The 15,651-nt window shown below is 51.0% G+C and carries 15 protein-coding genes; 10 read left to right on the forward strand and 5 right to left on the reverse strand.

Annotated elements, in window-relative coordinates; all coding sequences use genetic code 11:
* Positions 1-26: 26 nt before the first annotated feature.
* The 3 genes from recO to HP555_RS05870 are packed head-to-tail and all read right to left on the reverse strand — an operon-like array spanning position 27 to position 2,684.
* Entirely contained in the window at positions 27-881 is an 855-nt protein-coding gene (recO, locus tag HP555_RS05860) for a DNA repair protein RecO (RefSeq protein WP_199264244.1), read from the reverse strand.
* Complete coding sequence (locus tag HP555_RS05865; protein WP_199264245.1) at positions 878-1,651, reverse strand: helix-turn-helix domain-containing protein; 774 nt, start codon at positions 1,649-1,651, stop codon at positions 878-880. Before HP555_RS05865 ends, recO begins: the two co-directional genes overlap by 4 nt.
* A gap of 34 nt (positions 1,652-1,685) precedes the next feature.
* Positions 1,686-2,684: a peptidylprolyl isomerase gene (locus HP555_RS05870; RefSeq protein WP_199264246.1), complete on the reverse strand. Its 999-nt coding sequence runs from the start codon at positions 2,682-2,684 to the stop codon at positions 1,686-1,688.
* A gap of 546 nt (positions 2,685-3,230) precedes the next feature.
* Between HP555_RS05870 and HP555_RS05875 the strand changes: the two genes are divergently transcribed.
* From HP555_RS05875 to HP555_RS05915, 9 genes are all read left to right on the forward strand, one after another.
* The gene (locus HP555_RS05875; RefSeq protein ID WP_199264247.1) at positions 3,231-3,416 is read left to right on the forward strand and encodes a hypothetical protein; all 186 of its coding nucleotides are present in this window, start codon (positions 3,231-3,233) and stop codon (positions 3,414-3,416) included.
* A gap of 219 nt (positions 3,417-3,635) precedes the next feature.
* Positions 3,636-4,328: a class I SAM-dependent methyltransferase gene (locus HP555_RS05880; RefSeq protein ID WP_199264248.1), complete on the forward strand. Its 693-nt coding sequence runs from the start codon at positions 3,636-3,638 to the stop codon at positions 4,326-4,328.
* 89 nt (positions 4,329-4,417) lie between these two features.
* Positions 4,418-5,068 carry a precorrin-2 dehydrogenase/sirohydrochlorin ferrochelatase family protein gene (locus tag HP555_RS05885; protein ID WP_199264249.1) on the forward strand — a complete coding sequence of 217 codons (651 nt, stop codon included), beginning with the start codon at positions 4,418-4,420 and terminating at the stop codon, positions 5,066-5,068.
* Positions 5,065-5,883 carry a c-type cytochrome biogenesis protein CcsB gene (gene ccsB, locus HP555_RS05890; RefSeq protein WP_199264250.1) on the forward strand — a complete coding sequence of 273 codons (819 nt, stop codon included), beginning with the start codon at positions 5,065-5,067 and terminating at the stop codon, positions 5,881-5,883. The genes HP555_RS05885 and ccsB overlap by 4 nt, the downstream gene beginning before the upstream one ends.
* Positions 5,873-7,168: a glutamyl-tRNA reductase gene (hemA, locus tag HP555_RS05895; protein ID WP_199264251.1), complete on the forward strand. Its 1,296-nt coding sequence runs from the start codon at positions 5,873-5,875 to the stop codon at positions 7,166-7,168. The genes ccsB and hemA overlap by 11 nt, the downstream gene beginning before the upstream one ends.
* On the forward strand, positions 7,165-7,677 hold the full coding sequence (locus HP555_RS05900; RefSeq protein ID WP_199264252.1) for a hypothetical protein: 513 nt from the start codon (positions 7,165-7,167) through the stop codon (positions 7,675-7,677). The genes hemA and HP555_RS05900 overlap by 4 nt, the downstream gene beginning before the upstream one ends.
* Before the next feature lie 194 nt (positions 7,678-7,871).
* Positions 7,872-8,846 carry a Gfo/Idh/MocA family protein gene (locus tag HP555_RS05905; protein WP_199264253.1) on the forward strand — a complete coding sequence of 325 codons (975 nt, stop codon included), beginning with the start codon at positions 7,872-7,874 and terminating at the stop codon, positions 8,844-8,846.
* A gap of 362 nt (positions 8,847-9,208) precedes the next feature.
* Positions 9,209-10,048: an HDOD domain-containing protein gene (locus HP555_RS05910; RefSeq protein ID WP_199264254.1), complete on the forward strand. Its 840-nt coding sequence runs from the start codon at positions 9,209-9,211 to the stop codon at positions 10,046-10,048.
* A gap of 381 nt (positions 10,049-10,429) precedes the next feature.
* Positions 10,430-11,290: a DUF1186 domain-containing protein gene (locus tag HP555_RS05915; protein WP_199264255.1), complete on the forward strand. Its 861-nt coding sequence runs from the start codon at positions 10,430-10,432 to the stop codon at positions 11,288-11,290.
* A 113-nt stretch (positions 11,291-11,403) separates the two neighbouring features.
* Here the strand turns inward: HP555_RS05915 and HP555_RS05920 are convergent, their stop codons facing one another.
* Entirely contained in the window at positions 11,404-12,105 is a 702-nt protein-coding gene (locus HP555_RS05920) for an arginine N-succinyltransferase (RefSeq protein WP_199264256.1), read from the reverse strand.
* Between the two features lie 578 nt (positions 12,106-12,683).
* Between HP555_RS05920 and HP555_RS05925 the strand changes: the two genes are divergently transcribed.
* A complete protein-coding gene (locus tag HP555_RS05925; RefSeq protein ID WP_233249264.1) occupies positions 12,684-14,429 on the forward strand; it encodes an HD domain-containing phosphohydrolase in 1,746 nt (581 codons plus the stop codon).
* A 38-nt stretch (positions 14,430-14,467) separates the two neighbouring features.
* On the opposite strand, the gene HP555_RS05930 is transcribed toward HP555_RS05925, so the two are convergent.
* On the reverse strand, positions 14,468-15,649 hold the full coding sequence (locus HP555_RS05930; protein ID WP_199264257.1) for a citrate/2-methylcitrate synthase: 1,182 nt from the start codon (positions 15,647-15,649) through the stop codon (positions 14,468-14,470).
* Positions 15,650-15,651 lie beyond the last annotated feature (2 nt).

Raw genomic sequence — 15,651 nt, forward strand, 5'->3', positions numbered from 1 at the left:
TGTTGCTGTATGCCTGGTCACAGGGATCAGGGAGAAGAGATCGTGTGATCGCGATGATGTGATGGGGGGAGAAAAGTGGGGCTGTTTTGCTTCGTCAAACCAGGAGGAGCCGCATCGTGGGCGAAGCCAAGTGAACAGAGCGTGCGCCATGAGTGTATATCTTGTTGAAGCAGGTGCAGGCTGTACACATAAAGAGCAGATAAAGATTCAATAATCGCCTTCCGGGTAAAGTGTAAGTGATGGAGGCGATTGAACGGAAGAGCCTGACCGGTGGCAAGGAGCCGCAGGGTATGGATGGATAACCGGGGTAAGGATAAAGAGCCGGAAGAGTTGCAGAGATTGCACAACAGGGCGCCGCTGCCCGGCAGGAGCATGTAGGAGCAGGTGGCAGTGATCGGCCGGCGGCAGTGATTGCACAGGTTTATTTCAGGTCGATATCCTGCAATCCCGAGGAGATGAAGGTGGGTGAGCGCTACAATTCTGTAAGGCCACTTATCCTGTTCAAGAGCGGTCATTGCCCATTTGAGCAGGGCATACAACTGAGGGTCGGGATCACTGTCGCGTGTGAAACGAACGAACAGGTCACAGATGTACGCAGCAGATACATATCTGTGCACATCAGTTCTGAGAGAGAGATGAGCAGCGAGAAGTTCGGCTTCACTGATGAAGAATAATCCCTGGGGTGCTCGAGGCGGTTGACAGTAGATGTGCAGGTGGGTGAATTCTTCAAGTTTGTTGACAAATCTGCGTTTACTTTTTTGAGCACCTTTGGCTATACCGGTGATACGGCCGGCGGTTGTTGTATAAAAGGTTATCAGTTTGTCGGATTCTCCGTATTTGGCAACGCGTAAGACGATCCCATGAGTTTTGAGCAGATTCATGGGGCTGAATGTGTAGCCGGTAATTGAAATATAAAACGTCCCTCTATGGCGTCGGGAAACGGAATGACAGTACCATTTAACTGTAATTCAGCACTGTCAGGCTGGAGAAATTCGACTTTGAGCTGTTTTGCCGGCTGCCACTGGGCCTGTGATCCCTTTGTGTAAAATTGTTCGACAGTCTGCTGGTCGTCCAGAGAAACAAGGATACGACAGTCTGTACTGAACAGGGCTGTGACGTTATTTGTGCTCTGCTGAAATCCATGATTTGTTGCAGGGTCGGCCGGATGAAATGTTGCCTCGCTCGAGGTGGCGGTCGTACTTTGGTTTGTGAGGAACGCAAAGGGATTCCATGAGAAGTAGAAGCAGAAGAGTGTGGAGAAGGTGACAATGAGCAGCAATAAAATACCGGCTATTGACGCTGAAGAAATTCGCGCAGGTTCAGCCAGGTTTTTGGAGGTGATCGACTGGTTGAGAAGAGGATGATGTGAACCGGGCAGTGGCTCACCGGTGCTTCCGTCTCGTTCATAAAAAAAATGATCAGCAGCAAGGCGGCCATCCATGCCGAGAAAGTTTCCGTACAGTATGAGTTGACCACGAGTGAACGGATCGGCGGGCAGTTTGTCATAGGCCATAGTCTCAATGGCCTCAAGGTTTGCCCGGGAAATTTTGGTTTGAAAAGAGACCTCCTCCAGCGTAAGCGATTTATCCTCGCGCAACTGTCGCAATTGCAGCCCCAGAGGGAGGGGCTCAGGTGAGGGCGTTGTGTCCATAATGGGGTGTGGCAGGCGAGTGGTTATGAAATAATCAGAGAATTTTGATATAGGCTTTTTGCCGTATTGACGTCATCCAGTCGTTATAGCGTTGCTCCATTGCCTGTTGATACAGTTTTTCTCGAATCTGATCTTTGACTGTCTCATAAGACTCGTGGGTCATGGTTGTGCCTTCCTGACTCGACTGAAGCTTGAAAAATTGAAAGCTGTTATCAATCTCAACAACTGCGCTGATTTCGCCGGCATTTAAATTTTGTACCGCATCACGCATGGCTGCAGCCATCTCATCAGACTGGAACGTGCCTATATCACCACCATCAGACGCTGAAGGCATGTCGGAATAGCTGCGTGCTAATTCCCCGAAGTCTTCGCCATCCCGGGCGAGTGTATGTACTTTTTTTATTTTGTCAGAAGCCTCTGTTCGCGTAGGTGCAGCCTCATCACCCTGTGCTGTACCCCAGGTCGTACCAATCTGCAGAATATGGTACTCTTTGCCGGCAACAGTGGTGGTAAAATGATTTTGGTAAAAATGAAGAATGTCGCTTTCAGGAATAACAACTTTGGTACGAACTTCGTGGCCGATCAGTTTTGAGCTTAAAATCTGTTCGCGCAATTCTTCCCGATACTGTTTTTCAGTCATGCCCATGGCGCGCATATCCTGTCGCATCTGCTCCATGGTCATCTGATTGTTGGCTAAAATTCCCTGCAGTGTCGTGTCAATTTCCTGATCACTGACCTGTATATTGAGTTTTTTAGCCTCCTGCACCACCAGTTTTTTATTGATAAGCTTATCGAGAACAGTGCGCCGGGCCTGCTCTAAAACAGCGGGTAACTGGTCTTGCGGGGTTTCGGCAGCCAGTTTTTTGAAAACTTCTCTTCCTGTTTCATTGATTTCAGATAGCGTGATTGTGTCTTCATTCACAATGGCGATGCTACGATCTATAACATTGGCAAAAGAGTGGGGCGACAGGAGAAAAACAGTTGCGATCAGGACAAGATAAGGGAAAAGAAAATGGGAAGGAATACGCAGCATGATGGGTAAATAGCTTTTGGGAATCTGTTGGCAGCAGGACGATAAACGAAAGTATTGACCGGACTCTATCTACTCAAAATGAGGTGATCTTGCAATCTTTTTCAAGGTTGTCTGAGTTTTGAGCAGAAAGGAGTGGTGATGTCTCTGTTGGTCAGGTAACCAGTATGCGGCAGAAAAGCCGCCTGTTCAGGATCAACACTGCAAAGTCATTGTTCTTTTACCCGATGACGGATTGCAACTGTTGTACCGTTGCCGTCAGGGTTTGTAAGATCCGGATAGAAAGTTTTAGCTGGGAGCAGCGCAGTGTTGTGACTGTATGCATCCCGGCCACTCTGCTTTTTCGGGTGGTAAAAACGGATACCTGATAAAAGGTGTGCAGAAGGCATCATGGAGAACTTTGTCAAGGCGGGAGACTGTTTCAAATTCCCTTTGCGTGGCGCCAGGCAAGGATTGATGTTGACAATCTGTGGTGTTTTATTTAGACTTCACTTCTGAAATCAGGAGAGAGGCTAAACCGAGACCCCATTATTTTTGGAGGAGAACAGCATGAAAAAAGTAGGAGTAGCTCTGGCAGTTGCAGCTTTTGTGTTGAGCGCTGGTGCGGTTTTTGCCGCAAAATGTACTGTTGACAGTGTAGATGGAAACAAAATGACTGTTACCTGCGACAAGGTTGATGCAAAAGCTGGTGACAAGGTAACGCTTAAGGTTAGAAAAGCACTTGAGGGTTGCTGAGCATCTGATTTATTGTTGACGAGTAAAAGAGCGGGTCGATGTGTATCGGCCCGCTCTTTTTTTTATTCTGTTGTCAGCTGTCATCACACGAGTATATTACAAAGATAAGTCCTTTGCATTGGGGCAGGATCGTTACCTGTGTCTTCGGTCTGGTGGACTCTGCACTGCGACAAGCCCATGACAAAGTTATTTTTATTGCCCAGGAAGAAAAGAATCACTATGGATCCGAACACCTTGCCGAAACATGAACAGTCACTGCTTGCGGCTGTCAAAGATAAGTATACAGTTGCTTTTGAGCCACTTCAGGTGCGAGACTATACACTGCATTTACTGAAGATGACAAACTTGGAACAGGTCTTGGGCGGCAAGGATCCTCTGAAAGAGGTGTCCACCTTTCCTGTCTGGGTCAAGCTGTGGGAGGCGGCGATTGTCCTGTCGGAGTTTGTCGCCGGCCTTGACGGAACAGGCCGGAAGACAGTGCTTGAGCTTGGAGCTGGATTAGGTGCGCCGGGGTTGACTGCCGCTGCGGCAGGTTTTCTGGTTACTTTAAGTGATAAAGAGACCCTTGTCCTCGATGTTGAGCGTATCAGTGCGGCTGCGAGTAAACTGAAGAATGTCGATTTTCTCCTGATGGACTGGCATAATCCGCCGAAAATGGAAAGGTATGATGTGGTTATCGGTGCCGAAGTACTCTTCCATGAGAGTTTTTTTGAACCGCTGCTGAATGTTTTGCGTACAGCGCTCAAGCCTGATGGTGTTATTTATTTAGCCCATGATGTTAAACGACGCAGCCTGCAGCCATTCTTGAAAATGGCTGAAAAAGAATATCATATTGCCGCTTCTCAGCGCCGGTTGAAAAGCTTGGAGGGGGATACCAAGGTCCTTCTCACCCGATTACAACCCCGACACTGAGACCTCCGTACCATTTGCAGAGCCTCCCTTTCCAAGAGGTGGTTTTTTTCTAGAGAAAAACTGTTAAACAGAACGTGTACCCATTATGTTTGAACATATCCGGCCGACTCTGTGTGGTGGTTGGGGGCGGTTTGGTTGCAGAGCGTAAAGTCGGCGGCATTTTAAATGCCGATGGTCTGGTTCGTGTGGTCAGTCCGGTTGTAACGCCGGGACTCGCGACTCTTGCTGAGCATCATACCATTGAATGGCTGCAAAAAGACTATAGTCAGCCGGATCTTGATGGAGCTCTGCTGGTCTTTGCCGCCACGAACAATTCCCATGTGCAGCAGGCGGTGTGCCGCGATGCGCGGATGGCCGGCTTATTAATCAATGTTGCCGATACACCGGAGGCATGTGATTTTCAGGTACCGGCTGTCGTTCGGCGGGGAGAGCTTACTCTCGGCGTTGCGACAAACGGTGCAAGCCCGGCTGTGGCGGCTATGGTTCGGCGGCGGCTTGAACAGGAATTCGGTGAGGTGTACGGTGTGCTGACAGTTCTTGCCGGTCTGATCCGTGTACAGTTGTTGGCAGAGGGACGGGAAAGCGGAGAGGTGAAGCTTCTGTTTGAAAAAATTCTCTGTGACGATATAGTTCAGTGGTTGCAGCAACAACGATGGGATGAGGTGCAACAGCATGTTGAAACCATACTCGGCTGGTCGCCCGGTATGGTTCGGGAAGTCTTGAATAAGGTGATTTCATGAGCTTTCTGCTCTTTCAAGGCAGTGTTGCCGTCTATATATGTTCCACTGCCGCTTATATTGTCTTTTTTCTTACCCGAAAAACCCACATACGCCGTATCAGCAGACTTATTTTTATTGTGGCATTTTTGCTGCACACGGCAAATATTATCGCCCGTGCTGTTGAAACCGGCCATACCCCCATTGTCAGCCACCACGAGACCATCACTTTTTTTTCTTGGTCTGTAGCCTGCTGTTATCTCTCGTTTCGTTGGCGATATACAGTGAAGAATCTGGGGGTCTTCATCAGCACACTTGTTCTGGCATTGATGCTTGTCGCTGCTTTCTCTTCACGTACGGTCATATCCCTTCCACCGATGATGCAGTCGTGGTGGCTGCCGATCCATGCTTCGGTCACTCTGTTTGCAGATGGGTTTCTTGCCATTGCCTGTATCGGTGGAATTATGTACCTCTTGCAGGAACGTGAGCTTAAGCAAAAGCGTTTCGGACTATTTTACTCCCGATTGCCATCACTCGAATCCCTTGATAAGCTCAACCACCACTGTTTGAGTATCGGTTTTCCCCTCTATACCCTCGGTTTGATAACCGGATCGTTATGGGCCAAGCAGGCCTGGGGTGCTTATTGGCATTGGGATCCGAAGGAAACCTGGTCTCTGGTGACATGGTTTTTGTACGCCGCAACGATACACCAGCGATTTACCGTGGGTTGGCGGGGACGAAGGGTTGCCATTCTCAGCATTATCGCCTTCTTGTCAGTGCTGTTTACCCTGTGGGGTATTTCTTTTCTCCTCGAAGGAATTCATACCTATGTCGCGTGACGCTATCGTTCTGCTCGGCGTCAACCACAAGAAGACGCCGTTAGCTGTTCGGGAAAAGTTAGCCCTGTCAGCAGGTTACGAAGAACCTCTGCGAGCCTTGGGGCAGTTGAACCTTATCAGGGAATATTATCTTCTTTCCACCTGTAACCGGGTGGAGGTGTTATTCACCTGTCAGCATGTTGAGCAGGCGCAGCAACTGGTCATGGCAACCCTGTTCGGTTCATCCATCACCGGTGATGAGCTTGCCAGGTACGTTTATCGATATGAGAACATAGAGGCAGTGGAACACCTGTTTCTGGTGGCAGCCAGTCTTGACTCAATGATTGTCGGTGAAGCGCAGATCCTTGGGCAGCTGAAGGAGGCCTACCGGCATGCCGCCAGGATGAAAACCACGGGTTTTGTGCTGAACAAACTTCTCCATAAATCATTTTCTGTTGCCAAACGAGTGCGTACTGAAACCCGGATCGGTGCTCATGCTGTTTCTATCAGCTATGCAGCAGTTGAGCTGGCCAGAAAAATTTTTGGTGAGCTTGCCGGTAAAAAAGTCATGCTGGTCGGTGCAGGAGAGATGGCTGAGCTGGCTGCTGAACACCTTGTGGGGCAGGGGGTTGAGGAGGTTGTTGTTGCCAACCGCACCCTGCAGCGGGCTGTTAATCTGGCACGGTGCTACAATGGTCGGGCTGTTTCGCTGGAGGAGCTCGTTTGTCAACTGCTGCATGTCGATATTATCATCAGTTCGACGGGGTCGCCGGATCTGATTCTGACGAAGGCGGATGTCCGCTCGGTCATGCGCGAACGGCGTAATCGACCCCTTTTTTTTATTGATATCGCTGTGCCCCGTGACCTTGATCCTGCCATCAACACGCTCGATAACGTGTACCTTTATGATGTTGATGACCTGATGCATGTGGTGGAGATGAATAAAACCGAACGCGACAAGGAGGCGATCAAGGCGCAGCGGATCATCGCCGAAGAAAAGTTGAAATTCGACAAATGGCTGACCAATATTGAGTCGACTCCAACCATCGTCCAGTTGCGTTCAACAATTGAACAGCATATTCGTTATGAAGTCGAGAAAACCATGGGCCGCATGGAGGATATGGATGCATCGACACAGCAGAGTCTGGAAAAGATGATCGGAGCTATTACCGGTAAAGTTCTGTATCCGCCCCTGCATTTTCTGAAAAGTGAAAGTCATCGCAGCAATTTACCTGAACGGATCAAAACTGTTCGTGAACTCTTTCTTTTGGACAGGCAGAATAATGATGATCAGGAGATGTCATGAACGCCGATGACCGTCAGGCCGTGCTGGAGGAAGAGCTGCTTATTATTCGCCATTCCGGTGAAATTCCGGAGGTGGCGCTGCATTCCGGGCTTCACTATCTCTGCGAGGATAGCGACGGCCCCGGACTGCAGCTGTTGCCATCGGAGCGGCGGGCTCTGGAGACGGCGGTTCTTGAACGGTATCAGGAGATCATTCTCCGTGATCTTGATGCGGGCAACAGGAAGCTGCCGCTTTTTCGAGGCATCAGGCGTGCTCATCACAACTGGTACCGGTTCGTTCGCTTTTGTGACAACATCAAGTGTTCCAGCGAGGAGTTTCGCGCCGTCGCAGCTCAAACCCTTGTGCAGTATTTGCACATCGCCGGCGCAGAGCAACCTGCTGTAAATGATTGCATAGTTGTGAACTGTACGCCTGATGCTCTGCTGACCTTTGCCATTGCCTTGGGTCTTGATGAGGATCAGCTCCCGGAAAATTGGCGACACCTGTGTGAATGTGAACAGAAGACATGACCATGGGCGATGGTTCTCGTCTTCTCTTCTTCGTCGGGTTGTTCGCTGATCTGTGCTGTGAGCGGTCAGACCGGCAGCAGGGGTATTTGATGTGATCTGATTAAAAGAATCGGATCCGGCCCTGATCCGGGAAAGTAATTGTTTTCGGGCAGAGATAAAGCATCCTTCAGAGCGTCTGAACAACAGGAGAGAGAATGACGGCGCAAAAGGCCTGTTGGCAGGTCGGCATAATCGGAACCGGGAAGCACGGCAGCCGCTATGCCCGGCATATTTTGACGGATATTGATGATCTGGAGCTGGTTGCCATCAGTCGTCGATCTGAGACAGGTAAAGAACAGGCTTCCCAGTGGGGATGCCGGTGGCACAAAAAGTGGCAGGATCTTGTCGACGATCCGGAGGTGGACTGTATCATTGCAACACTTCCACCGGCCATCAATGAGACTGTGGCCAAAGCCTGTGCTATGGCTGCTAAACCGTTGTTACTTGAAAAGCCAATGGCCGTGTCGAGTGCCCAGGCACTGTCGATCCACACCTGTTTTACCCGGCAGGGCGTCGGCTTAACCATCGGGCAAACCCTTCGCTACAACCGCGTGATACAGACGTTGCGCAACGAGCTGCCATCCATCGGCACCTTACACAGCTTTACCGCTGATCAACGACTCGAGCCGGCTACTCTCCCCTGGCTGGATGATCCTGCCCAGGCCGGGGCAGGCGTGACCTTTCATTCAGCAGTGCATGTGTTTGATGCGCTGCGTTTAATAACCGGCCTGGAGGTCGTACGGGTCATGGCCAGAATCCGTTGTGTGCAGAGTCGGCGGCTGGAAGACCATCTGGCAGCTCTGGTGGAGATGGAGAACGGGGTTGTAGGGACGGTGGACTGTTCGAAGATCGGGCCGGCACGATCCGGCAGATTTGAGTTTGTCGGTGATAAGGGGTCTGTATCCGGAGATCAGGTGCATAACATTGTTGAGCAGACGCATGATCACAAACGACAAGAGATTGCAATTGACGATCCGGTGAACACCATTGTTCCTTTGTTGAAGGATTGGAGTGCATTTTTGAATGGACAGCGTTTGAACCCCATCCCGGGTGAAGAGGGGGTGAAAGCGGTACAGATCTGCGAGGCCTGTCTCCGCTCGGCTGAAAAAGGGGGGTGGCAGGAGGTATGAGAGGGTTTGGCGGGTCAGGCACAGATGACTGCTTGGTCAGTGCTATCTGTTCTTTCCGTGGTGGTCATAACAGACCCTTTTTTGGCACTTAAAGAGAACAATGGTTGTAATGTTTTGTTGTGATCCCTGAAGACTGCTATCATCTCTTACAGGTGATGTTGTCATTGGGATCGCGTCTGGTAATCCGGACAGTATGACAAGGTTCCGGAAGGCGGGGAGTCTGTATCAGCAGCAGAAATCGGACTCCATGCATAGACGGGCCCTGCCGGATCAATGGCCCTCAGCTGTCTCAAGTTAAGCAGTTGTTGGATACCGTTCCAGTTATTTATGGTTCATACCTTTTACAGTGCAACAAACAGTCCATGGCAGAACAAAGCGCTTTTCTTAAGCAACTCAAACAGTACGTCGAATCAGAACGGTTTTCCTTGCCGGTTTTTGATCCTGTTTCTCTGCGGATTCAGCTGGAATTAGTTAAAAAAGATCCTAACCTGCGCACCATTGAAAAGCTGATCACCGGTGACCAGGCTCTGTCCGGTAATCTGCTGAAAGTGGCCAACTCTCCCCTGTATCGCGGGTTGGTTGTCACCACCTCGGTTCGCTCGGCACTGACTCGTTTAGGACTGACCGAAATTACCCGCATTGTTTTGGCAGGTATCAGTAAAAGAAACTTCAGATCCGGTGACCGTCAGCTCGATGGTTTAATGAAAAAGCTCTGGCAGCATTCAATGGGCTGTGCCTTTGCCGCCGGTATGCTTTCCAACTGCCTTGATTTCGGCGTTCTGCAACATGAAGCCTTTACAGCAGGATTGATGCACGATATCGGTAAGCTGCTCATTCTCAAGGTTGTTGCTGAAAGAAAAAAGCGAATGCGGGGCCTGGATATTTCCACAAATCTGCTTGTAGAGGCCATGGACAGTTTACATGCGGAACAGGGATATCTTTTATTAAAGCATATCCATATGCCGGAATCCATGGCCGTTATTTCCCGTGATCATCATCTGGAGAATGTTTCAAGCGACCAGTACGTTCTTCTGCTGGTGCGTCTTGCCAATCGTATCTGTCACCAGATGGGCATTGGTCTGAAACACGAACCTGATCACGATCTGCTGATGATACCGGATGCCCAGGTTGTTGGCCTCAAGCAACCGGACCTGGAAAAGGTGCAGCATTTTCTCATCACCACCCCGGAACTTTTTTCCTGATGAGACATACCCTGTTTATTCCCTTCTAGCCGCTGTCCATCTGTCCTGAACCAGACTGCCACTACCTCTTGAACCGGCAGGGTGTCGTGCGGTCTGGTATTATCTTTTTGTAACGATATCAACTATATATACTGATGGCTCCTTGTTGTCTCATGGTCGGCAGTCTTTTTGACTGTATGGCCACAGGGCTGATACCAGACCCTGGTGGACAGGACCTGCTGACCCGGTTTGTCCGTCTGTCCAGCCATGACCATGTATTGCTGCATACCTTCCGTAACTGCTGCATCGCTCCGTTTCTGAGCATTCCATTGACGTCGGTATTAAAAGTCTTTACAGTGACGCAGCCCGTATTTTCCTCCCTGACCCCTTCGAGGTTCATCCATGAGTGATTTTGATATCAAGGCCACACTCTTTGCTTTTGACCAGTTGAGTGATACCTATCTGCGCACTGAGGTGGAAGCCGCCCTGGCGCATCAGCAAGAGTTGACCCCGCACCTGATTACCGTCATTGAGAGTGTGGCGAACAATCCTCTGCTCTACTCGCTGGAGCAACGTAATGCGCATACGTACGCCGCATCCCTGCTTTCCCATTTTGGTGAACCGGATGCACACCTGGCGTTGATCCGCGCTTTTTCCATACCAGAAGAGCAGTTAGTTGATATCTGGGGCGACATGACCACTGAAACGTTGCCGACCATGCTTTATCGTACAAGCGGTGATTCCATGGAGGCGATTAAGGAGCTGGTGGCCAATCGGGAGGTTGATCAGTATGTGCGTTGTGCAGCAATGGAGGCCCTTTCCTACTGTGTTGCATTCCAGCCGGCCTGTCGTGACGAGGTGGTTCACTTTTTTCACGGCCTGTTCACCGGTGAGGAGGCTGCCCGAGACTCGTATTACTGGGCAAATATGGCAGCTACCCTTTGTGATCTGCACCCGGGCGATTCAATGGACATCCTGCGGCAGGCCCACGAAGCCGGCATTATCCATAAGGGCTTTATCTCGTGGGAAAACATTGAGGAAGCCGGTCGGAAAACCAGGGAACAGGCCCTGGCATCCCTGCAGGCCTGGGTGACATCCCGGATGCCTGTTGATGTGCACGCCTATATCTCCTGGTTTGCAGAGTTTCATCAGGAGGAACCTGAAGACCGTTTTACCCCCGCAGGCAGACCAGGCCCTGTAAAAAAGAAAGCATCACGCAAACCCAAATCAAAGGTTGCAAAAAAAACCGGTAAGAGAAGGTGATGATACTCGGCAGGTTGCGACTGCAAAGGAGTGTTGAAGAGGCCTGCACGTACACGGAGACCTCTCATTTTCTGATGTTGCCGACCGGCGGCTGGAAAGAGCAGGATCAGGGGCTATTCTTTAAGCACAATGTGCAGGTTCCCTTCACGAACCTCTATGGCGGCAATACCATCGGCAAACCCTTTCCAAAAACCGGGGTCAGTCCCGAACTCCTGGACAAGATCGATATTCTTTAAGCCGCCAAGCCAGGCATTTGGCACGGGCACTCCCATCACTGAGATGCCCCTGAGGATGACTATCGGTCGTTCATTGCGAAAGGCAAGTTCAGCACCGGCCCGCACCTTGAGAGTTTTTCCGCCCATAACCGGAAAATCCTGATCGATCGGGATCAGCAATTTGACGCTGACCAGATTGTCAGAAAAATCCACCACCATTCGACTGGCCAAATCGGTGTTCTGTGCGATCATACTGTTGATCTCCCGTTCGGTCAGCTGAATCTGTCGAGAAGCTCCCTCCTCACTGTACGGTTCCGGCTGCAGATCTTCGGTGGCTGGCTGATCTTTTACCCTCCCGCCCGGCAGTCGCTGTTCCCGGTCCATTGTCCATCCCAGTCGGTCAAGTTTATGCTCTAAACGCTGTTCTTCACTTTTATTTAAGGTTACAGGTTTAAAGGGACCGGGAAAGAGCCAACTCTTGATGATAAGGAGAGTTGCCGCCATGGTGAGCAGCATAGCCGCACCAACAATTGCTGCCACTTTGCCTGTGGAAAGCCCCTTTGTCTTTGGGGAACTGGTGGGTACCGGTGGTGTTTCCATTTTTATGCCTCCGGGCGGATGTGCTGTTGTTTTGACGAGCCGATCCGACGGTCGACTGGAGCAGGCTGACAGTCGGGTCTGCCGGAACACAGGCGTTCATTGCCTTGTATCTGTTTGTCTGCACTGCTGGTTGTGGGGAACGATTGTCTGTATACAGTACGGCATCCTGCATCAGAAGAGTGTCCCGTCCATCCGGCAGCGTTCGCTGATGTGAGAGTCGTGTTCGGAGTGTACCCGGAAAATACAGTCGCAGCAATAATGTCAGGCTGTCTGCCTGGCCGTTGTGAAAGCGGACTCAGGATATAAACAGGTATCTTTCTCCCTGTCATGTACAGAGGTGTCTGATAATTTGGCGGGTTTCATCAGATCTGTCCAGCTGTCCGGGAACCTGTTGCTCGTTTATTGTTTGATAAAAATCGGCATGCGGCCTGCAGGTGCCGGAAGAAACCTTGCTCATCTTCTGAGCAGTCGTTATGGTGCAGGTTGAGAGGTTTTCAAATGAAAGTCTTCCAGGGCAAACCGATCCCACCAGATCCTGCCTTTGGTGTGCGGTTTTTTTTAATAGCAGGAGGTCCTGCTTGCCGAATACGCCGGTATCGTTCATGGAAAAGGAAAAAAAACCGAAATCTGCCCAAGCCATTTCCATAAGGATAGCCCTGCCGGCGCTTCTCACCATCGTCCTTTTTGTGACCGCCACCTTTATCATTATTCTGCCTACTCTCAAAAATAGTCTTCTCGATAAAAAACGGGAGATGCTGCGGGAGTTGAACACCATTGTCTGGGATACAGTGGCCTTTTATGAGAAGCTGGCCCGAGAGGGAACACTGAGTCATGAACAGGCGCAGAAAGCCGTTTTAGGTATTATTGAGACCTTGCGATACGGGCCGACGAATAAGGACTACTTCTGGGTTAATGACATGAACGGCCTCATCGTGGTTCATCCCTATCGCCCGGAACTGCAGGGGGAGATAGTTCCTGATGTGCGTTTTCCCATAGGCAAGAACCTGCTTGAGGAATTTGTCAAGGTGGTGCAAACGCAAGGTGCCGGCTACGTTGAGTACATGTTTCAGTGGCAGGATGATCCTGAGAAAATCGTGCCGAAACTCTCCTATGTCCGGGGCTTTAAACCCTGGGGATGGGTGATCGGTACCGGCATGTACATTGATGATGTCAACGTTGAAATCGGTCTGATCGCAAAACAGCTGAACGCTGTTGCCACCGCCATCCTCCTGCTGGTTTCTTTTCTTGCCCTCTATATCATCCGTCACTCTATCCTGGCCGATCGGGTGCGCAGGATCATCTGGGAGGAACGGGAACGTCTGTTGGTGGCACTGGAAGAGAGCGGTGAGCGGTTCCGGGCACTGGTTGAAACCACCAGCGACTGGATATGGGAGACGAACGTCGAGGGTGAGTATACCTACTGCAGCCCCAAGGTTAACGACCTTCTGGGTTTTCTGCCGGAAGAACTCATTGGTAAGCATCTGGTTGATCTTGTCTCCATTCAGGAGGTGGAACGCACCAGCCGTATTTTTAAAAAACTGATGGAATCCCGTAAGTCCTTCAGCGGGTTTGAAACAGTTTGTCAGGCCAGGGACGGCCGGGTGATTGTCATTGAAAAAAACGGGGTACCGGTTTTCAACGACAGCGGTGAGCTGACAGGGTACCGTGGCGTTGCCCGTGATATTTCTGAACGCAAAAATGCCCTGGAAGCTTTAAGGAAGAGTCGGGACGATCTACGTGTCAGCCTGGAAGAGACCGTGAAATCTCTGGCCCTTGCCGCAGAAAAACGAGATCCCTATACCGCCGGTCATCAGGCCCGGGTCGATTATATAGCCTGCAGTATCGCCCGGGAGATCGGATTGTCGGAAGAGCGAATCGAGGGGTTGCACTTTGCGGCTTTGCTCCATGATATCGGAAAGATCAGTCTGCCTTCCGAGTATCTGGCCAAGCCTGCCCGTCTTTCCACTCAGGAACGGGCGATTATCAAGTGCCACAGTGAAGTGGGGTATGAAATTCTGAAAAACATCCCCTTTCCATGGCCGGTTGCGGAGATCGTCTATCAGCACCACGAACACCTCGACGGCTCAGGGTATCCCCGGGGACTGACAGACAGAGATATCCTGCTCGAGGCAAAGATCCTGACAGTGGCCGATGTGGTGGAAGCCATGAGTTCACATCGGCCCTATCGGCCTTCGCTGGGTCTGGAGACAGCCATAGAGGAGATTCGTTCCGGAAGGGGCGTACTGTATCATGCGGAGAGCGTGGATGCCTGCCTGCGCCTGATCGCTGAGAAAAAGATCGATCTGACCGCCTCTGCCTGGTAAGCCTGATCAACAGGTCCTGCGCAAAGAAGAATTTTTTCCTATCTCGTCTTCATCGGTACGTACTCGCATCCCATTGGTCCGCAGTATTCACCCACATACTGTGCCTGTGGCCGATAGAGGGCCGGCTTCCCCTGTGCATCGGCGAACTGTTCTTCAATAATATGCGCACACCACCCGGCCACCCGGGAGATGGCAAAAACAGGCGTCATGAGATCGGTTGGAATACCCATGAGATGGTAGACCGGCGCAGAGGCAAAGTCGACGTTTGGCAGGATGGTGGTTTTCCCCTGTTCTGCAAAAAGAGCCAGTGCCGCCTTTTCAATTCTTTCCGAGATTGCCGCCCATTTGGTGACCGTCTGTTTTTCCAGGCGTTTTCCCATTGTTTTGAGAAACGCCACCCGCGGGTCACCGGTCTTGTAGATGGCATGCCCCATACCCATAAGCCGATCACCCCGGCGTAACTGACCGGCCACCCACTGTTCAATATCCGGCTCATTCTCCAGTTTGATCAGCATCTCCATTACCTTGGTATTGGCACCTCCGTGCAGATTTCCCGACAGTGCGCCCAGGGCTGCCGATACCCCGGCGTAGAGACTGGCGCGTGTGGAGACCACTTCACGGGCGGCAAAGGTCGAGGCGTTAAAGGTATGGTCAGCATGCAGGATCAGGCAGATATCGAGATCTCCGGCCGTGGCGGTATCTGGTTTTTTCCCCTGGAGCATCCAGAGAAAGTTGGCAGCATGGTCTAAATTGGGATCAGGCTCAAGTATCGGCTGCCCGGTGCGGATCCGGTGCCAGACAGCAACGAGACTTGGGAGCCGGGCAATCAGGCCGATGGAGCATTCCAGACAGATTCGGCGGTCAGGCTCATCACCCTCTTCCCGGTCTTTTGTCATGGACAGAAGAGGAACACTGGCCTGTAAGATATCCATGGGACGGGCATTCTTCGGCCACAGCCGCATGGAGTCAATCACATGGCCGGGAAGCGTGCGCATCGCTTTGACCTGCTGCGTAAACGAGTCGAGTTGCTCTGGTGTCGGCAATGTGCCGAAGAGCAGCAGGTATGAGGTCTCCATAAATGTGGAGTACGCGACTAAATCTTCGATACGGTAGCCGCGATAGATAAGGATTCCTTTTTCACCGTCGATGAAACTGATGGCAGAGTCAGCTACTGTCACTCCCCGCAGTCCGGTATTTTTCAGGCGTACTGTCTCTCTCATAG

Origin of the sequence: Desulfobulbus oligotrophicus, assembly GCF_016446285.1 — a bacterium.
GTDB classification, from domain to species: Bacteria; Desulfobacterota; Desulfobulbia; order Desulfobulbales; family Desulfobulbaceae; genus Desulfobulbus; species Desulfobulbus oligotrophicus.